At 54.6% G+C, this 17,410-nt stretch carries 19 protein-coding genes; 16 read left to right on the forward strand and 3 right to left on the reverse strand.

Going from position 1 to position 17,410, the window contains the following annotated elements; genetic code table 11:
• Positions 1–25 precede the first annotated feature (25 nt).
• The 4 genes from ftsE to ACYX34_RS11000 all read left to right on the forward strand — a co-directional run bounded on the left by ftsE (position 26) and on the right by ACYX34_RS11000 (position 4,203).
• Positions 26–706, forward strand: a complete 681-nt coding sequence (ftsE, locus tag ACYX34_RS10985; RefSeq protein ID WP_462076667.1) for a cell division ATP-binding protein FtsE — start codon at positions 26–28, stop codon at positions 704–706.
• Positions 703–1,602: a cell division protein FtsX gene (locus ACYX34_RS10990; protein WP_462076607.1), complete on the forward strand. Its 900-nt coding sequence runs from the start codon at positions 703–705 to the stop codon at positions 1,600–1,602. The genes ftsE and ACYX34_RS10990 overlap by 4 nt, the downstream gene beginning before the upstream one ends.
• A complete protein-coding gene (locus ACYX34_RS10995) occupies positions 1,599–2,780 on the forward strand; it encodes a murein hydrolase activator EnvC family protein (RefSeq protein ID WP_462076608.1) in 1,182 nt (393 codons plus the stop codon). The genes ACYX34_RS10990 and ACYX34_RS10995 overlap by 4 nt, the downstream gene beginning before the upstream one ends.
• A gap of 64 nt (positions 2,781–2,844) precedes the next feature.
• Entirely contained in the window at positions 2,845–4,203 is a 1,359-nt protein-coding gene (locus ACYX34_RS11000) for a S41 family peptidase (protein WP_462076609.1), read from the forward strand.
• Positions 4,204–4,290: 87 nt separating this feature from the next.
• Here the strand turns inward: ACYX34_RS11000 and ACYX34_RS11005 are convergent, their stop codons facing one another.
• Complete coding sequence (locus ACYX34_RS11005; RefSeq protein ID WP_462076610.1) at positions 4,291–4,761, reverse strand: histidinol-phosphatase; 471 nt, start codon at positions 4,759–4,761, stop codon at positions 4,291–4,293.
• Positions 4,762–4,858: 97 nt separating this feature from the next.
• Here ACYX34_RS11005 and thiS point away from each other — a divergent pair, with 97 nt between their 5' ends.
• The 12 genes from thiS (at position 4,859) to ACYX34_RS11065 (ending at position 15,261) form a co-directional block, all read left to right on the forward strand.
• Positions 4,859–5,098 (forward strand): sulfur carrier protein ThiS, encoded by a 240-nt coding sequence (gene thiS / locus ACYX34_RS11010; protein WP_462076611.1) that lies wholly within the window; start codon positions 4,859–4,861, stop codon positions 5,096–5,098.
• Positions 5,088–5,861: a thiazole synthase gene (locus ACYX34_RS11015; RefSeq protein ID WP_462076612.1), complete on the forward strand. Its 774-nt coding sequence runs from the start codon at positions 5,088–5,090 to the stop codon at positions 5,859–5,861. The genes thiS and ACYX34_RS11015 overlap by 11 nt, the downstream gene beginning before the upstream one ends.
• 219 nt (positions 5,862–6,080) lie before the next feature.
• Complete coding sequence (gene thiE, locus ACYX34_RS11020; protein WP_462076613.1) at positions 6,081–6,707, forward strand: thiamine phosphate synthase; 627 nt, start codon at positions 6,081–6,083, stop codon at positions 6,705–6,707.
• Between the two features lie 136 nt (positions 6,708–6,843).
• The gene (gene arc / locus ACYX34_RS11025; protein WP_462076614.1) at positions 6,844–8,616 is read left to right on the forward strand and encodes a proteasome ATPase; all 1,773 of its coding nucleotides are present in this window, start codon (positions 6,844–6,846) and stop codon (positions 8,614–8,616) included.
• A 7-nt stretch (positions 8,617–8,623) separates the two neighbouring features.
• Positions 8,624–10,123: a depupylase/deamidase Dop gene (gene dop / locus ACYX34_RS11030; protein ID WP_462076615.1), complete on the forward strand. Its 1,500-nt coding sequence runs from the start codon at positions 8,624–8,626 to the stop codon at positions 10,121–10,123.
• The gene (gene prcB, locus ACYX34_RS11035; protein ID WP_462076616.1) at positions 10,120–10,959 is read left to right on the forward strand and encodes a proteasome subunit beta; all 840 of its coding nucleotides are present in this window, start codon (positions 10,120–10,122) and stop codon (positions 10,957–10,959) included. Before dop ends, prcB begins: the two co-directional genes overlap by 4 nt.
• Before the next feature lie 3 nt (positions 10,960–10,962).
• Complete coding sequence (gene prcA / locus ACYX34_RS11040) at positions 10,963–11,649, forward strand: proteasome subunit alpha (protein ID WP_462076617.1); 687 nt, start codon at positions 10,963–10,965, stop codon at positions 11,647–11,649.
• Positions 11,650–11,739: 90 nt separating this feature from the next.
• A complete protein-coding gene (pafA, locus tag ACYX34_RS11045) occupies positions 11,740–13,116 on the forward strand; it encodes a Pup--protein ligase (protein WP_462076618.1) in 1,377 nt (458 codons plus the stop codon).
• Positions 13,113–14,102 carry a M23 family metallopeptidase gene (locus tag ACYX34_RS11050; protein WP_462076619.1) on the forward strand — a complete coding sequence of 330 codons (990 nt, stop codon included), beginning with the start codon at positions 13,113–13,115 and terminating at the stop codon, positions 14,100–14,102. Before pafA ends, ACYX34_RS11050 begins: the two co-directional genes overlap by 4 nt.
• 173 nt (positions 14,103–14,275) lie before the next feature.
• Positions 14,276–14,539 (forward strand): hypothetical protein, encoded by a 264-nt coding sequence (locus ACYX34_RS11055; protein ID WP_462076620.1) that lies wholly within the window; start codon positions 14,276–14,278, stop codon positions 14,537–14,539.
• A 182-nt stretch (positions 14,540–14,721) separates the two neighbouring features.
• A complete protein-coding gene (locus ACYX34_RS11060; protein WP_462076621.1) occupies positions 14,722–15,060 on the forward strand; it encodes a hypothetical protein in 339 nt (112 codons plus the stop codon).
• Between the two features lie 24 nt (positions 15,061–15,084).
• Complete coding sequence (locus tag ACYX34_RS11065) at positions 15,085–15,261, forward strand: Fic family protein (RefSeq protein ID WP_462076622.1); 177 nt, start codon at positions 15,085–15,087, stop codon at positions 15,259–15,261.
• 164 nt (positions 15,262–15,425) lie between these two features.
• Here ACYX34_RS11065 and ACYX34_RS11070 read toward each other — a convergent pair whose 3' ends face one another.
• Both ACYX34_RS11070 and ACYX34_RS11075 read right to left on the reverse strand, forming a co-directional pair.
• Positions 15,426–15,725 (reverse strand): hypothetical protein, encoded by a 300-nt coding sequence (locus tag ACYX34_RS11070; RefSeq protein ID WP_462076623.1) that lies wholly within the window; start codon positions 15,723–15,725, stop codon positions 15,426–15,428.
• Positions 15,726–16,280: 555 nt separating this feature from the next.
• Positions 16,281–16,994, reverse strand: coding sequence for a hypothetical protein (locus tag ACYX34_RS11075; protein WP_462076624.1), 714 nt, complete (start codon positions 16,992–16,994; stop codon positions 16,281–16,283).
• Positions 16,995–17,410 lie beyond the last annotated feature (416 nt).

Here is a 17,410-nt window from a genome sequence, read left to right on the forward strand (position 1 = left end):
ATCGAGAGGGGTTTTTGTGGACGCGATGATTCAGCTCATTCATGTCTCGAAGTGGTACGATCGAAGATCGGCATTGTCCGATGTGATGATCGAAATCGAGAAGGGGGAGTTTGTGCTGCTCATGGGCCCCAGTGGATCAGGAAAGTCGACAATCCTACGGATGCTGATTGGCGAGGAGCAGCCGGACGAAGGGCAACTCTTTGTTCAAGGTAAGAATGTCACGAAACTCAAACGGTCCGAGATCCCCTATCTGCGACGGAAGGTGGGGTCAGTCTTTCAAGACTTCCGGTTGCTGCCGAAGAAATCGGTGTTCGACAATGTGGCACTCCCTCTGATCGTGCAGGGAGTATCCGAAAAAGATATTCGACGCAAAGTCACGGAAGCGTTGCGGGCGGTCGGTGTTGAGCACAAACGGGACCAGTCGCCGAGCAGTTTGTCCACGGGCGAACAGCAGCGGGTGTGCATCGCTCGAGCAATCGTGAACGGACCAGTTATCCTGTTGGCGGATGAGCCGACGGGGAATCTCGATCCGGAACTCACGGGTGAGATCATTGAGCTGTTCAAGCTGATCAATGCTCGGGGGACTACCGTGGTGGTGGCGACGCATAATCCGCATGTCATGCATCAGGTCAATTGCCGAGTGATTACCCTGACGCAAGGAGTCGTCCTTCCGGAACGGGCGGTGCCCGAGCGTGTTGTCGTATGAGACGGCTCTTTTATCTTGTTCGGGAGGCCTGGGCCAACATGCGGACCAATCGCATGACGACGATTGTCGCCATCTTGACCACGGCTTTTACGTTGACGTGTGTCGGAATCTTTCTCTTACTCTATGTGAATTTGCAGCATGTGGCGGGATGGCTCCAAGAAGACGTGAAAATCATGGTCTATTTGGAGGATCGTCTGTCGCGGGATGGGCGTTTGCAGATGGAATTGATGCTCAAGTCCGATCGCATGGTTGCCAGTGTGCTGTATATTTCAAAGGAGCAAGCCCTGACGGAGTTCCGCACGCAGTTTCCCGCCGACTCTCATCTGCTCGAGGGGCTTGGCGAGAATCCGCTTCCGGCTTCGTTCGTCGTGACGCTCGCCCCGAGCTATCGTTCTCCCGAGGCCGTGAAAGACTGGGTCGAACAAGTTCAAACCATGGAAGGGGTAGCGAAGGTCGACTATAATCAACAATGGATCAGCCTCTTGGCCGACATGATTGGCTATATCGAGCTGGCCGCGATCGGTGTGGGGATTCTCCTCTCTGCCGCTGCAGTGACGATTATTGGCAATACGATCAGGCTGGCCTTGTTTGCCAGACGGGGAGAGATCGAAATTCTTCGCTTGATCGGAGCCACCGGGACATTTATTCGTGTTCCATACTTCATGGAAGGGGCGGTGCTCGGAGCCTGTGGGAGCGCCTTATCCTTGGGCATTCTTAAACTCGGCTTCGAGTTGTTTCGGCAACAAGTTCAGTTTGTTAGCCGCTTCAGCGGAATGGAGGGCCTGATTTCATTTTTTCCATTTTCAGCTTGTCTCACGCTGGTCTTGGCTGGAATGGCGCTGGGGTTTACCGGGAGTGTTGTCTCTCTTCTGCGTGTCGGAGATGGGCGTGTATGAGATCCCCCCTCCTGCTGCTGATAGGGGTTCTGGTGTTCAGCGGATGGGGCGTGAACGTTGATGCGGCCACAGATCCCCTCGCCGAAAAAATTCAGCGTGAGCGAAAGCATCTTGAAACGCTGAAAGACAAGATAGAAGAAAAGCGGAAGCGGGCCGACGCAGCGGAAAAAAAACGGGAATCCGTTCTGCAAGGACTCCAATCCCTGGATGAACGGTTGGTTCGTCATCGGCAAGATCACCACGACATCAATCGGAAATTGCGGCAAAAGGATCGGGAACTGGAGGAAATTACGGAACAGTTGGTGGCGATGCGGACCAGCATTCAGACACGGCGAGAGGCCATTTTGGCCCGACTTCGCGTGCAGTACATGGAAGGTCGCTTCGGATACGTAAAGGCGCTCTTGACGGCTGGTTCGTACAATGACCTTCAACGTCGCGGGCAGTATCTCTCCGCTGTCTCGCAAAAAGACTACGAACTCCTGCGGGGATTTCGAACCGATATGGGCAGGATGGAGCAGGGCGAGCGTCAGCGGGCGGATGCCCGAGATGGCCTGATGGTCTTCAAGCAAAGCATCGAAAAGAAGCTGACCGATATCCGAGTCCTTCAAAAAGAGAAAACGCTCTATCTGACAAAAATCACCCATCAGAAGGATGCCTATCAACGGGCGGTCGAAGAACTGGAACGGTCGGCTTCACGGGTCGATCACTTGCTGCAAGACCTGGAATCGCGTCGACGAACCGTAGCCATGCACCCGCCCACGACGGCATCGCTTCCACGCGGCGTTCGGGGGGCACTACCGTGGCCGGTCGAAGGGCAGGTGGTGTCGTTCTTCGGGCGGCAGAAACACCCCACCTTCGATACCTATGTCCAGCGCAAAGGAATTGATATTCGTACGACCGAGGGAAGTTTGATTCATGCGGTGATGTCCGGGAGCGTCGTCTATGCGGACTGGTTGAAAGGGTACGGACTCGTTATAATCCTTGACCATGCCAATGGATTCTTCTCGCTGTATGCCCATGCGTCCAAGATTCTGATCCAGGTTGGTGATCAGGTGGTCGCAGGTCAGTCGATTGGCGAAACCGGAGACACGGGCATGACGGGGGAAAATACATTATACTTTGAGTTGCGTGAGGGAGCTGAGCCGGTCGATCCGCTCCACTGGCTGGCGAAGAGATAGGCGAGGTCGTGAACGCGTCTCTCGGCCGAACGGTCCGACGACGCAAGAAAGAAGGGATGAAACGATGATGGAACAGCAGCCGCGGCGGAAATCTTGGGTGGTCGGGCCGATGATTGCACTTGCCCTGCTCTGTGGCGTCATCATCGGGAAGGGCTGGGAGCGGACCGGTCATGCCAGCGAAACCTATGAGGAACTCAAGACCTTCTCGGAAGTGCTGAACCAGGTTCAGAAGCACTATGTCGACGAGACCAAACCAAAAGATTTGATTCAAGGTGCCATTCGCGGGATGCTCTCCACCCTCGATCCGCACTCAGCCTACATGACGCCTGAGATGTACAAAGAGATGCAGGTGGAGACCAGGGGAGAGTTCGGAGGAGTCGGAATCCAAATCGGTGTGAAGGACAACCGTCTGGCGGTGATTGCACCGATTGAGGGCACACCCGCTCATCGAGCCGGTATCAAGGCAGGGGATTTCATCGTCAAGGTGAATGAGGATCCGACCAAAGATTTGACGCTGATGGATGCCGTGCAGAAGATGCGAGGCCCGAAAGGGAGTAAAGTCAATCTGACCATTCAACGGGAAGGTGCCCCAGAGCCCTTAGTCTTTACGCTCGTTCGGGATACCATCAAGATTGAAAGTGTCAAGTCGAAGGTGATCGATAACCTTGGCTATGTCCGGCTCACCCAGTTCCAAGAAGCCACAGGGAGAGACCTGGCCAAAGCGATCAAGCAATTTAAAGAGCAGAAGGTCCAGGGCGCGATTCTCGACCTGCGAAACAATCCGGGCGGATTGCTGACCGCGGCGGTCGATGTGTCCGAACAATTCCTGCCGACTGGGAAGCTGGTGGTGTATACCAAGAGTCGAGAAGGGAAGAAGGATGAATGGTTTGCGAAGGCCAAAGATCAATTGGAGGATCTTCCCGTTATTATCCTTGTGAATGAAGGATCGGCGAGCGCATCGGAAATCGTCGCGGGAGCGCTCCAAGATTGGGGGAGAGGCCTCGTAGTGGGGACCACCTCATTTGGAAAAGGATCGGTTCAGACGATCTTGGCCTTGGGAGATGGGTCTGGTCTTCGCCTCACGACGGCGAAGTATTATACGCCCAAAGGTCGCTCAATCCAGTCGACCGGGATCACGCCCGATATTGTAGTGAAGCTGGCTATGCCAGTGGTAGCCAAGGGTTCTGAAGGAAAATCGGGAGACAAGGAAACCGAGCCGAAAGCCGTCAAGCCTCCAACGGGGAAGGATGCCGCACCACAGAATGGGAAGTCTCCGGAGGAGGGAGGATCGAAGAATGGGACGCCCCCACCAGCCTTACCCGAAGCGGGCGGGGAGCTGTCGCTTGAGCAGGATGTTCAGCTCCAGAAGGCGGTGGAATTGTTGAAGAGCTGGAAAATCTTCAAGGAGCTCAAGCCATCGTAGTCGGTACGTTATTAGGAAGATCCCTCAGCCTCATGAGGCTGAGGGATCGGTTCAGTGAATCAAGACCCTCTCCTTGGCCCAAGCCTGCTAATGCTCGGGATTTTTAATCCGTTGTTGAACGGCTTGAAGCAACTTCTCTTCCGACCCTGAGAAGCTCGGGAGGGTGCGAAGTAAGTGCGATTGGATGAGCTGCACTAGGTCAGGCAGTGTCTTGATGCCCAGTCGGAAGTATAAGTAGGACACGAGTGAATCCGACAGTCCCGGAAGCGTTGCCCAACTCTTGACCTCCTCCGGAAGCGGAGTCTTCAGCTCCTCGTAGACGCGGATAGTCCCAGTTTCAAGAAACTCGTCGATCTTTTTGGCCAAATCCGTGCCGATCCCGTCTATTTCTTCAAGCGCCTGGCGCTCTGCTACCACTGCCACATCTTCCTCGAGAGCAAGCAACGCATCGGCTGCACGTCGATAGGCCCGCACCCGATAGGGGTTCGCTCGCTGAGTCGATAGAAGATCAGCCATTGATCGAAAGATGGTGGCGAGTTGCTGGTTGTTGTCTTGCATGGATAAACTCTCGGCAGACTATTGTGCGGGTTTCGTTGAGACCCGCGCAAGCCCTATTTGTTGACAAGGCGAATTCCCGTCCCATAGGATGACAGGCATGGAGAATGCCATTAAAATCCATGTGAATGGCGAAGCTCGGTCCTGGCGCAGCGGTACAACGGTCGCGGATTTATTGAGAGAGTTGGACATCAAGACCGAACGGGTGGCTGTGGAACTGAATCTTGAAATTCTGGATCGTGCAACCTTTGGGCAACGCCAGATCAAGGACGGAGATCGGGTGGAGATTATGAGTTTCATCGGAGGGGGATCATCCTCAAGAGGGCAACATGGCAGATGATCGACTGGTTATTGCAGGACGAGAGTTTAAGTCCAGGCTATGGGTCGGGACGGGAAAATACAAAGACTTTGCGGAAACGAAAAAGGCGATTGAAGTGTCGGGAGCCGATGTGGTGACCGTCGCCGTTCGTCGAGTGAATATTACTGATCGATCGAAAGAGAATCTGCTCGACTACATTGATCCGAAAAAGTATACGATCCTTCCCAATACCGCGGGCTGTTACACTGTGGAAGATGCGGTCAGGTACTCACGGTTGGCTCGTGCGGCCGGTGTCTCTGACCTGGTGAAACTGGAAGTGCTCGGGGATGAGAAGACTCTCTTCCCTGATACGGCTGGCCTCATCGAGGCAGCGAAGATTCTGATTAAAGAAGGGTTCATCGTCCTTCCGTACACGAATGACGATCCCATCGTCGCGAAGAAGCTTGTGGACATCGGCTGTCCAGCTGTGATGCCCTTGGCCGCACCGATCGGATCGGGTCTGGGGATTCGTAATCCGTACAATTTGAAGATTATCATGGAAACCGTGAAGGTGCCGATCATCGTCGATGCCGGTGTCGGAACAGCATCCGACGCAGCTTTGGCGATGGAATTGGGGGCGGATGCAGTCCTCATGAATACTGCTATTGCCGGCGCACAGGATCCGATTGCCATGGCGGAAGCGATGAAGTATGCGGTTGATGCCGGTCGCCTGGCCTACAAAGCTGGTCGTATCCCCAGGAAACTCTATGCGACGGCGAGTAGTCCGATTGAAGGAATGCTGTAGCAGGATGTTGAAAAAATCTCCCAGCTTTGTTCTCGCGTCGCGTAGAGGCTCGACGTACGGCTCAAAGTACGCTTCTGCTTCTGCGCTCGTTGCGGCCTCGCCGGGAGGTTTTTTTGAACATCCTGCGAGATATTCCAGCATCAATAGCGAACAGCTCTCATATAATATAGAGAGTTCCCACACCTCAGCACTCAGCACTCGGTACTCAGCCCTTCACTGATGCCTCCTGTCAATTTTCGCCTGCTCCTCGTCACCGATCGCCACCACACTCAAGGCCGTCCGCTTGTCCCACTGCTCGATTGTGCGATCGAAGCTGGTGTCCAGGCCATTCAGCTCAGAGAACGAGATCTGCCGACCACTGAACTCCTATCGCTGGCGAAAACGATTCATAATATAAGCACACCGCGCTCGGTACCGCTGTTGATCAACGACCGCATCGATCTTATGATGGCGCTCGACCTGGACGGAGTGCATCTTCGATCCAACAGCTTGCCGACACATGCCGCTCGTGAGGTGATCGGGCCGCGACGATTGCTTGGGGTTTCCACGCACTCGGTCGAAGATATGCAACGGGCAAATCAAAACGGCGCCGATTATGTTGTGTTTGGGCCCATCTTTGACACGCCGTCCAAACGATCGTTCGGACCTCCGCTGGGACTCGCATTGCTGACCGAGGTCTGTCGTCGATCGTCCATTCCGGTCTTTGCCATCGGAGGCATCACGTGTGAACGGGTTCCAGCTGTTCGTCGAGCCGGTGCTCACGGAGTGGCGGTGATCGGGGCGGTGTTGAGGCGTGACGATATCGGTGAAGCAGTTCGAGAGTTTATTCACGCGTTGCAGACGTGATGTGGCAACAGGTGAATCTGAGACGCGTCAGATCGTCTGTTGGAGTTGACCACCCCTAGGTCGGGTGTTAGAATCCCTTACACCAAACGTACTCTCGCTTAGGTTCGATATTTCGAGCTGATCGTGTCGTCTCACTATGGCGGATAGCAAGAGTCAGCCAAACCGACTCCGGTCCCTCCGAGATTCTGTTAAGAAGATTACAAAGCAGTTGTCCGAGGGGGAGGAGGGAGAGATGATTCACAAAAGCGGCGAACAGGCTCGAGAACTCGACAAACTTCGCGTGCAAATTCAGTCGATGGAAGAAGAGATCCGGCGACTGTATCAATCTCGCTACCAGCTCGATCAAGCTACCAAACAGAACGAAAAACTCGTTGCGACGCTCCAAGACGCCAAGGCTCAGATCGAGGCTCTCCGGGCTGAGGTGGAAAAGCTGACGGCGCCTCCGTCGAGTTACGCCATCTTTTCCAGTTTGAACGAAGATGGAACGGGCAATGTGTATGTCTCTGGTCGGAAGATGAAAGTTAGCCTCCATCCCTCGATCAAACGGACCGAGTTACGGAAGGGACGAGAGGTCGTCCTGAACGAAGCCCTCAATGTGATTGAGGTCAAGGAATTCGAGAGCCAAGGCGAGGTCGTGCGACTCAAGGATGTGTTGGAAGGGGGGCGGGCATTGGTCACGCTCCATTTCGACGAGGAAAAGGTGGCCGATCTGGGAGATCCTTTGTTGACTGAACGGCTGAGTGTGGGGGATCATCTGCTCTACGATGCCCGTTCCGGCTACGTGATCGAAAAGCTGCCCAGGTCCGAAGCGGAAGAGCTGGTATTGGAAGAAGTTCCGGATGTCGATTACGCGCATATCGGGGGTCTGCAGAAAGAGCTGGAGCAGGTGCACGATGCCGTCGAACTTCCGTTTCTGCACCCACAGGTCTTCGCCGAATACCGACTCAGTGCGCCGAAGGGCGTTCTGCTCTATGGCCCCCCTGGTTGCGGCAAGACGCTGATTGCCAAAGCGGTGGCCAACTCGATCGCCAAGAAGCTGGGTGACCGATCAGGAAAAGAAATTCGGAGCTACTTCCTGCATGTCAAAGGTCCGGAACTGCTTAACAAGTACGTCGGTGAGTCGGAGCGTCAAGTCCGTGAGGTGTTCAAGAAGGCCAAGGAGCGGGCCGAGGATGGGCACCCAGTCATCGTCTTTTTTGATGAGATGGATGCGCTCTTTCGCACTCGTGGGACTGGCGTGTCCTCGGATATCGAATCGACGATCGTCCCTCAATTTCTTTCCGAGATTGACGGTGTCGAGCGGCTGCGCAATGTCATTGTCATCGGGGCGAGTAATCGTCAGGATCTGATCGATCCCGCCGTGCTGCGCGCCGGGCGGTTGGACGTCAAAGTGAAAGTGGGGCGTCCGGATGCTGACGCGGCACGGGACATTTTCTCCAAGTACATCTCGACGGATCTTCCGTTCGCCGAGGAGGATGTCGCGCGTCATGGAGGGGATCGGCACGCGCTTGTGGAACGCTTGACCTCGATGACCGTCGAGGCCATGTATGCGGCCAGCGAAGAAAATAAATTCATCGAGGTGACCTATGCCAACGGCGAAAAGGAGGTGTTGTACTTCAAGGACTTCGCCAGTGGCGCGTTGATCGAGGGGATTGTGTCGCGAGCGAAAAAGTTTGCCGTAAAGCGGGTGATTGCGAATGAGGGAAACGGTTTGCGCTCGGATGACCTGATTCGCGCCATCCGTGAGGAGTTTAAAGAACACGAAGATCTTCCGAATACGACCAATCCGGACGATTGGGCCAAGGTCGCCGGCAAGAAGGGTGAGAAGATCATCCATATTCGAACCATCAGCGGTGGACCGACGGAACATCGTCAGATTGAAACCATCAGTACCGGGCACTATCTCTAGCGAAGTTATGAACGAACAGACTGCCATGAACTCCGCCCGGGTGCTTGGGACGGAAACTGAGTTCGGGATTGCCTCGAGAGATGTGTCGGCACAGGACCCAGTGTCCGGGTCCTGTGCCGTGATCGGGCACTATCCAAACTTGCCGGCTCCGACTGCGATCTGGGACTATGAACACGAGAACCCCTTAGTCGATGCACGTGGGTTTGAGGTCGAGGGAGAGCGTGAGCGTCCGAACCCGGACTATAACCGCCAGTTGAACAAGGTGTTGGCGAACGGCGGGCGGCTGTATGTAGATGGGGCTCATCCAGAGTACTCGACCCCTGAGTGTTCACACGCTCGAGAGGTCGTCGCATTTGAACGGGTGGGGGAGCGTATTCTGGCTTCGTGTCTGCAGACGATGGCCCGCGCACGAGGCGGTGAAGTCTATACCCTCTATAAGAATAACTCTGATGGCAAAGGGAACAGCTACGGATACCATGAAAACTATCTGGTAGCGAGGACAGTGCCGTTCGATCGGATTGCACGGACGTTGACGCCGTTTCTTGTCACCAGGCTGATCTTTGCTGGGGCGGGAAAAGTCGGTGCTGAAAATCAGACCACCCCAACGGAATATCAGCTCTCTCAGCGCGCGGACTTTTTCGAATGTCTTATGGACCTCAATACGATGGTCAAGCGTCCGATCATCAACACGCGCGACGAACCCCATGCAGATTCGGCGAGGTTTCGGCGGCTGCATGTGATTACCGGCGACGCCAACATGGCGGAGTTGTCTACCTATCTCAAGGTGGGGACCTTGGACATTGTGCTGCATCTGCTGGAAGCCGGTGCCGACCTGCCGCAGATCGAACTCGAAGAGCCGGTTCGGGTGTTTAAACAGGTGTCGCGCGACTTAGAAGTCAGGCAGACGGTGAAGTTAGCCGGTGGAAGGCCCACCACGGCGCTGGCAGTCCAACGAGCCTACCTGAGTGCGGCCAAGGTATTTTACGCCTCGCAGGCGCATGGATCCACTACCCAGGATGTGCTGCTCCGTTGGGAAGATGTTTTGAATAAACTTGAGCGTGATCCACGGTTGTTGGTCCATTCATTAGATTGGGTGGCGAAGCGACACTTGATCGAGTCCTACATGGAACGAAAAGGGTGTGGATGGAACGATCCCCGCGTGAAATTGATGGATCTACAGTACCATGACGTCCGTCCAGAAAAAGGGCTTTTTTACACGCTGGAGCGTAGTCAGCTGATCGAACGAATCGTTGACGAGGAAGAGATCCAGCAGGCCGAGTTCCATCCACCGACGGGCACACGAGCCTATTTCCGTGGGCGCTGTGTCAGTAAGTTTGCGAAATCGTTGTACGGGGCCAGTTGGACTTCGGTTCTGTTTGATGCCGGTGATACCACGATCAAGAAAGTCCCCTTGATGGATCCCCATCGTGGGACTCAAGTCTTGACTGGGGCGCTGCTCGATTCTTCCGATTCGGTTGATGTGCTTCTCGAAAAACTCAAGGTGTGACGACTGGTGCTGATACGACGATGAAGTTACCCCACCTTCCCGACCACGACGGTTCCAGTTTTGTGGAGTTTCTTTCGCGACATTATCCAGGTATGGCGCTTGGAACGCAGGCGCTGGCTCCGAATTCCGATCCGGCACGAGCCGCCGGTTCCGTGTCCGTACCCTCTGCCACCACCGTACTCGCGATCAAATATCAGCAGGGAGTGATTATTGCCGGAGACCGCCGCGCCACAGAAGGGTTTCAGATTGCGGATCGCCGGATTGAGAAGGTGTTCAAGATCGATGAGTGGTCGGCGATGGCGATTGCGGGGGCAGCTGGTCCTTGTATCGAGATGGCCAAACTATTCCAAACTGAGTTGGAGCATTACGAAAAGTTGGAAGGCATGCCCCTCTCGTGCGAAGGGAAGGCCAATAAGCTGGGACAGATGGTGAAGGCGAACTTGCCCATGGTGTTTCAGGGGCTGGTCGTGATGCCGCTCTATGTCGGGTATGACCTGAAACGTGGGGAGGGGCGTATTTTTAAGTACGACATCACCGGTGGGAGATACGAAGAGTCCGATTATCATTCGATCGGGTCCGGGGGAAAAGATGCCCGCAACACGATGCGGGAGCACTTTCAGCGAAATCTGTCGGAGGCCGAGGCGATCAAACTCGCGATGCTCGCCCTGTACAATGCGGCGGACGACGACGTTGGAACCGGTGGGCCCGACCTTGTGCGGGGGATTTATCCTACGGCGAAGATAGTGACCGCTCACGGCATTACGGATGTCTCGGAGGATACACTTCGGTCAGTGTGCGACGCCGTCATGTCGGCTCGTCGTTCACGGGAGGCCTAACCTATGCCCATGCCCTACTACGTCTCCCCTGAACAGATGATGCAGGATAAGGCGGAGTACGCCAAGAAGGGGATTGCCAAGGGCCGTTCGATCATCGCGATGGAGTATGTCGAGGGGATTCTCTTGGCCGCCGATAATCCGAGCGCGTCGCTTCATAAAGTCTCTGAGATTTACGACAACATCGCCTTTGCCGGGGCTGGTAAGTACAGCGAGTTTGAGAATCTTCGGAAGGCGGGGATTCGCCATGCCGATCTCAAGGGGTTTATGTATAGCCGGGAAGACGTCACCGGCCGTTCATTGGCGAACGGTTATTCGCAAAGCCTCGGAACTGTCTTCAGTCAGGAAATGAAACCACTGGAGGTGGAAATTCTCGTCGTACAGACCGGCGCCAACAGCCATCCAAATGAAATCTATCGGATTTCCTTTGATGGGAGCATCATCGACGAAAAGAACTTTGCGGTGATCGGGGGCCGGGCGGAAGCAGTGCAGGGATTCCTGAAAGAGAAAAACTCGAGCCATACTCCGACACTCGAAGAGGCCTTACGGCTTTGTGTGACAGCTCTCGATCAAACGACCAATCAAAAGCTTCAGCCGGAGGGGTTGGAGGTTGCGGTGCTGGACCGCAGTCGAACCGGCCGAAAGTTCCGTCGCCTCTCGATCAGTGACATTCGACAGGCGCTCTCTGCCTGATCTCTGCCGTTCATATTGGCGTCCTTTGTTGAAGATCCCGGTCCGGGCGTATAATCTGAGTGTGGCTCGCGCATGTTGACGGTGGGTCCCATGAAACAACGGATTTACGGCCTCGAGAACGAATACGGCCTCATTTTCTCCCCCAACGGCAGGATCTATTTGCCGATGGAAAAGGTCCTGGGATATATCTTTGAGGGACTGATTCCGAACAGCTGGCCGTCGAACGCCTTTTTGGTCAACGGAGCCCGGTTCTATCAAGATACCGGTTGTCATCCGGAATACTCGACCCCGGAATGCGACAACATTGTGGATCTGGTCGTACACGATAAGGCGGGAGAGCGCCTGCTGGAAGCCTGTTTGCCTGCCGCAGAAGAGCGGTTGCGTGAGGAAGGGTTGTCCGGGGAGATTTATATATTCAAGAATAATACCGACTCGTTGGGCAATACGTACGGATGCCATGAAAACTTCCTGATGAGGCGGGACGTCGATTTTTGGAAAGTCACCGAACAGTTGATTCCGTTTTTCGTCACCAGACAGATCTTCAGCGGAGCCGGGAAGGTATTAAAAGTCTCAGGGAAGCCGCAGTATTTTATCTCGCAGCGCGCGCAACATATTCATGAAAAGACGTCGTCATCGACGACGTCCTCTCGGAGTATCATCAACACCCGCGATGAGCCGCATTCCGACGCCGAACGGTATCGCCGTCTGCATATCATCGTCGGGGATTCCAACATGTCCGAGTTCGCGACCTACCTCAAGGTGGGAACCGCCACGCTGGTCTTGTCGATGATCGAAGAGGGGTATGCAGTCCATGGGATGGAACTGGAAGACTCGGTGAAGGCAATCCGAGAGGTGTCTCGCGATCCAACCTTGAAAAAGAAGGTGCGGCTCGATGACGGTCGACAGATGACCGCCATTGAGATTCAGCGAGTCTATCTAAGCCGTGCGAGAGACTATCTGGCGCAAGAAGCGCATGATCCGGTTCTCGATGATGTGTGTAGTAAGTGGGAAACGGTGCTGCAGCAGCTGGAAGACGATCCGATGCAGCTGACGCATCAGATCGATTGGGTCACCAAGAAGCATCTGATCCAATCCTACGTCGACAAGAGGAATTGCGGGTGGGACGATCCGAGGGTGTTGCTGTTGGACCTGCAGTACCATGATGTGAAGCGGACGAGAGGGCTGTACTATCTGATGGAGTCTCGCGGGTTGGTCGACCGAGTTGTGGAGGAAGAGGCTGTCCAGCGGGCGATGTCGACCCCTCCGCAAACGACGAGGGCAAAGGTGCGGGGAGACTTCATTCGCTTTGCTCGCGCGAAGAACCGATCCTATACGGTTGATTGGACGTATCTGAAGCTGAATGGGTACTGGGAGGAGACGATCCTCTGTATGGATCCCTTTAGCGCAGTGAATCGACGGGTTGAAGAGCTGATTTCCCAAGTCTCTGGAGGACGATTCTACCGATGACACTATTGTCCGATCCCTATCGTCTACGGCCAGCCTGGCTGACTCAGTGCGCGTTTGTTGTCGTGCTCCTAGCACATATTGTCGGGGCTCTCTTGCCTGGCTCGATACCGGTCGCTCACGGTACAGAGGGCCGTTATAGCGGTAAACAGGGTCAGGTGCTTGTCGTGAAAGTGCCGTGTGACGATGAATCGGCCACGGTACAGGGAACGTTCCTTGGGCGTTCCATCCGTTTCTTTCCTGAGCCGCGACTCGACGAGCCGAAAGGATCTGTGGGGTTACTCGGGATTGACTTGCAGGATGAGCCAGGAACGCATGAGTTGACTGTGGAGCTGAAACAGGGGGAGCAGAGTCGTACCTTCAGTTACAGCGTGACGGTCGTCAAAGAGAAATTTCATGTGGAGCATCTCTCGCTGCCCAAAGACAAGGTCGATTTAGATGAGAAAGCCGTAGCTCGATGGAAGGCAGAACAGGAGCAGGTCAAAACGGGACTGGCCGTCGATTCACGGGCGAGACTATGGCAGCCTGGTTTCATAGAGCCGGTGAACGGCAGACGCACCGGGATCTTCGGCAGCGTTCGAATCATGAACGGCCAACCGCGAAATCCTCATAACGGAGAAGATATCAGCGCTCCCCTCGGCACCCCAGTCGCTGCCACAAATGATGGGGTGGTACGGCTCACCGTCGAGCACTTTTTCTCTGGGAAGGGCATCTTTCTCGACCATGGACTGGGGTTCTACTCGATGTATTTCCATCTGTCCGAAGTTCTTGTCAAAGACGGCGATGTGGTGAAGGCGGGGCAAATCGTGGGGAGAGTCGGTGCCACTGGTCGGGCGACCGGTCCGCATCTCCATTGGGGAGTGAAACTCAACGGCGCGCGCGTGAATCCATACGCACTGCTTGATCTTCCCTTCAAAGGTGCCGTACAGTCCGCAAGTCCAGCCCTCATTACCGAACCTGCCTCCGGGATGGGTTCGCCGACCCCATAGTGTTGTGTCAAAAATCCATTCGTCCTGAGCTTGTCGAAGGGTGGTCGAGTATCACAATAGAATTCAAGTCACAGGACTGTTTTCAGCCGCTGTCCCACTCCAAGATTTCCAGTTGACCCGAGTCTCACCACAGGCATACCCTTTGGAGCATTATTCACCATGAGTTATCTGACATGCGAAATTTCTTATTCCTCTGCTCGGCACTCTCCCTTCTCATCTCTGCGCATAAGTTTTCACTGGCCGAGCCGAGTGGCCAGTACAAGAGCGCGTTATTCTTTCTCCTCATCGGCATCCAGATGCTGATCACCGGAGCACTCATCGGTGACCATCAAGACGAGCGAGATCTCAAGTCAGAGGCGGAGACTGAGAAGGAAGGTTCAAAAGTAACCGAGGCAAATGCGGTGAATGAATTGGAAGAACAAGGGAGGAAATCCTGAGGGACTGTTCGGTGAATTACCCAAAGAAGTAGTGTGCTGATCCTACCCGTCATGAGTAATGAACGCTTCTACTGAAACCAGCGAGACGCAGCTGTGATAGGATTGGTTAGTGATCTTTACATAAAAGCCGTGGGCAGGTGTTTCGTCCGCGTGTCCGGCGGACGTTTTCGTGAGTTGTCGACTTGATCTCTACCTCCAAGCAATGCCATCGAGGCGATAGGCTGACTTTACGCGAAACGGCGGAGTTGATCGAACATGGGATTACCGTTGGGCGACCCTTGTGCGACTACCTTGAAGTGCCCGACGCCCATGAGGCGGTCTCATGGGTGCGCAAACTTATGGCTGCGATGACACTGATTGCAGAAGTCGCCGTGTGTGAGTTGCATCGACGGATTGTGTCTAGCAGTCAGCCTGAGGTTGGAGGAGTGTATAGTACTCTTCCCCGCCGCATTGCCAGCTCCTTGGTGGTATTTCCCAACGCAGTAAAGATTCCCGAACTGATGTGGGCTTATGGCGAATAGGTTTCACGGCTGGCATCTGAACCGGTGACGAGCTTTGATGCGCATTCGCGCCTCGTAGTTATTCACCTGTTTGTGGATGGGAACGGGCACATCGCTAGGCTTGTGATGAATGTCCTACGCTTGCGTGGCGGGCATCCGCTGGTTGCTCTACGATCTGAAGACCAAAAACCTATCTTGATGCGCTTGACCATGCTTCCATGAAGGAAGATCTGATGCCCTTTCAAGCGTTCATGCACTGGAGACTGGACGTGCCCCTTGGGCCGTACCTGAGAGCCTTGCAAGAGGCATGGCTCCCTGAGAGTCGAAGGATCCGAGTCATGCAATCTTTTCGGCAGAAGAGTGAAACACTATCCAGATCGCTTTCATCAATACACGATCGTCGGGCGCTTACCTCTTACGATCAGCAGCAGCCGCTTAAACTGTAAGGGCTTATCGGGATCGCGGGTATAGTGGGTGGGATCTTCTGAAACCTCAAGCTCGCTCAGCGGGATGGAGAGTTTCTGCCGCATATGAGGGACGGGTGTCTCAAGCTCCAGGTCGACTAACTGATCGGTACAGTTGGTCACGACCGTATTGATATCGCCTTGGTCGTCAAACTGGACGGTGATCCGTTCCTCCGGATTGATCCACGGGGTGATGAGAGCTAACTTTTCTGCTCGGCTCATGGTTGAGGAATCGTCCACCATGCTGTCATCTTACCCTCAAGACCCCGGCGAAGTCACTCGGAAATTCCCGCAGTGATCATCAACATTGTCTCCAATAAGGCGTGTGCAGGTCTTATCGTGACTGAGGAAGTAGTATGAGATACTGTCGATCGTGCCACATAAGAAGCTATCAGAATGCTGAAAAAGTCCTCCAGCGGCGTTCTCGCATCACTCAGACGCTCAATGTACCGAAGCGTACGCCTCGCCTCTTCGCTCGCTGTGGCCTTGCGGGACGGCTTTTATGAGCATTCTGAGGTGTAGAGTGCCACAGTGCTTTCCAACAACCTGCAACGATGCGCGAAGCCGAAGCCGAGTTTTTCAGCAAACTGCTAGAGGCTCGATCACCACAAGTGCCTAACTCCTATGACGAAGGGGAAGGGGGTTGGATACCTTTACTTCACAGCTTGCCTTGCCACGGGCGCGTCTTGTACGGACCAACTCGACACAGTGGAGTAAGCTTCGTGTGACGGGACAAGGCACGGAAGAGAGCCTCAATGACGAGCAGCAAGGACCATGCTAGCTGAGGAGCCATTCCCAGAATGTGGTGAACCAACTGAGAATCATGCTCACCCACGAGTTGCCTGAATCAGGCGGGTTCGCATTCATCGACGGTGATGAGACTGAGGGTGGAGGAGTGGAGAGACTTGGCAGAGGAACCACTGGTTCTGGTCGTTGAGTCACGATGGGTGCTTGCACCGGTGGTTCGGCAGGTACGGGTGGTTGAACGGCAATGGCCTGCACGACGACTGGATCTTCTTCATCCGTGCGTATTGGTACAGCAGCTTGGGCATCTTCCATCTCCTGCTTATACTGTGCGGCCGTACTGTGCAAGGAGGCACTCTCCTGCCGAAGGTCTGCGATCTTGCGTGCCAGGTGCCAGCTCTGGTTCAGCAACACCGAAACCTGCCCTTTTAGCGAGGTGAGCATCGTCTCTGCCCGCTGTCTCATGACCGGCAACTGTTCTTCTTCGTGTTGAAGCGCAATACGCATTTCGGCTGTCGTTGCATCTTCTTGTCGATTGGCGGCTTGCAGCTCAGCGATCAGCTGATCAAGTTCCTTTACCTCGCCTCTTACCACCTCAAGCGTTTGCGTATCTTCTTTGGCCTGGGCTTTGAGCCGTTCATAGGCACTCTGACCGACGCAGCCAGCTTCTATCCAGAGCATACCCACGAGTACACAGACTGTGATCCGTTGAAGGGCTCTTGGGGCGGTGCTGGTAGGGTTTGTCATAGACTTCGCCTCATGGGTTAGGTGCCAAGAGCGCACGTGTGTCTTGAAGTGTCATTGGGTCGGTGAGGACCTGAGCGTAGTGTCTCAAGAATCAGTGAATTGCTCAACATACTTACGAAAGTTTACCTGGCTCGGTACATTTCTCAGGACAGCCAATGTTGGTGTGTAGACAGTGATCGTAGTGCCAGCAGTCTGACGATAATCTTCAGGTCGCAGGTCTCAGTGCACTATAGGCGCGCGTTTGCCTTTGGTGGTTACGAGTAGGCGTTCAAATTGTGGTGGTGTGTTGGGATCTCGCGTGTCGTGAGCGGGATCTTCGGAGGTCTTGATCTCACTCCATGGGATGATAGATATGGCGTCGGATACTCGTATTAGGCAAAGCGATGCATGTGTGTGGAGGGTGAACGGTGATCGCT

The organism is Nitrospira sp. CMX1 (genome assembly GCF_054902215.1).

What these genes read in the sequence shown, in the direction of transcription:
- ftsE (WP_462076667.1), top strand. Translation starts at nt 26, where the DNA reads ATGATTCAGCTCATTCATGTCTCGAAGTGGTACGATCGAAGATCGGCA.
- ACYX34_RS10990 (WP_462076607.1), top strand. Translation starts at nt 703, where the DNA reads ATGAGACGGCTCTTTTATCTTGTTCGGGAGGCCTGGGCCAACATGCGG.
- ACYX34_RS10995 (WP_462076608.1), top strand. Translation starts at nt 1,599, where the DNA reads ATGAGATCCCCCCTCCTGCTGCTGATAGGGGTTCTGGTGTTCAGCGGA.
- ACYX34_RS11000 (WP_462076609.1), top strand. Translation starts at nt 2,845, where the DNA reads ATGATGGAACAGCAGCCGCGGCGGAAATCTTGGGTGGTCGGGCCGATG.
- ACYX34_RS11005 (WP_462076610.1), bottom strand. Translation starts at nt 4,761, where the DNA reads ATGCAAGACAACAACCAGCAACTCGCCACCATCTTTCGATCAATGGCT.
- thiS (WP_462076611.1), top strand. Translation starts at nt 4,859, where the DNA reads ATGGAGAATGCCATTAAAATCCATGTGAATGGCGAAGCTCGGTCCTGG.
- ACYX34_RS11015 (WP_462076612.1), top strand. Translation starts at nt 5,088, where the DNA reads ATGGCAGATGATCGACTGGTTATTGCAGGACGAGAGTTTAAGTCCAGG.
- thiE (WP_462076613.1), top strand. Translation starts at nt 6,081, where the DNA reads ATGCCTCCTGTCAATTTTCGCCTGCTCCTCGTCACCGATCGCCACCAC.
- arc (WP_462076614.1), top strand. Translation starts at nt 6,844, where the DNA reads ATGGCGGATAGCAAGAGTCAGCCAAACCGACTCCGGTCCCTCCGAGAT.
- dop (WP_462076615.1), top strand. Translation starts at nt 8,624, where the DNA reads ATGAACGAACAGACTGCCATGAACTCCGCCCGGGTGCTTGGGACGGAA.
- prcA (WP_462076617.1), top strand. Translation starts at nt 10,963, where the DNA reads ATGCCCATGCCCTACTACGTCTCCCCTGAACAGATGATGCAGGATAAG.
- pafA (WP_462076618.1), top strand. Translation starts at nt 11,740, where the DNA reads ATGAAACAACGGATTTACGGCCTCGAGAACGAATACGGCCTCATTTTC.
- ACYX34_RS11050 (WP_462076619.1), top strand. Translation starts at nt 13,113, where the DNA reads ATGACACTATTGTCCGATCCCTATCGTCTACGGCCAGCCTGGCTGACT.
- ACYX34_RS11055 (WP_462076620.1), top strand. Translation starts at nt 14,276, where the DNA reads ATGCGAAATTTCTTATTCCTCTGCTCGGCACTCTCCCTTCTCATCTCT.
- ACYX34_RS11070 (WP_462076623.1), bottom strand. Translation starts at nt 15,725, where the DNA reads ATGAGCCGAGCAGAAAAGTTAGCTCTCATCACCCCGTGGATCAATCCG.
- ACYX34_RS11075 (WP_462076624.1), bottom strand. Translation starts at nt 16,994, where the DNA reads ATGACAAACCCTACCAGCACCGCCCCAAGAGCCCTTCAACGGATCACA.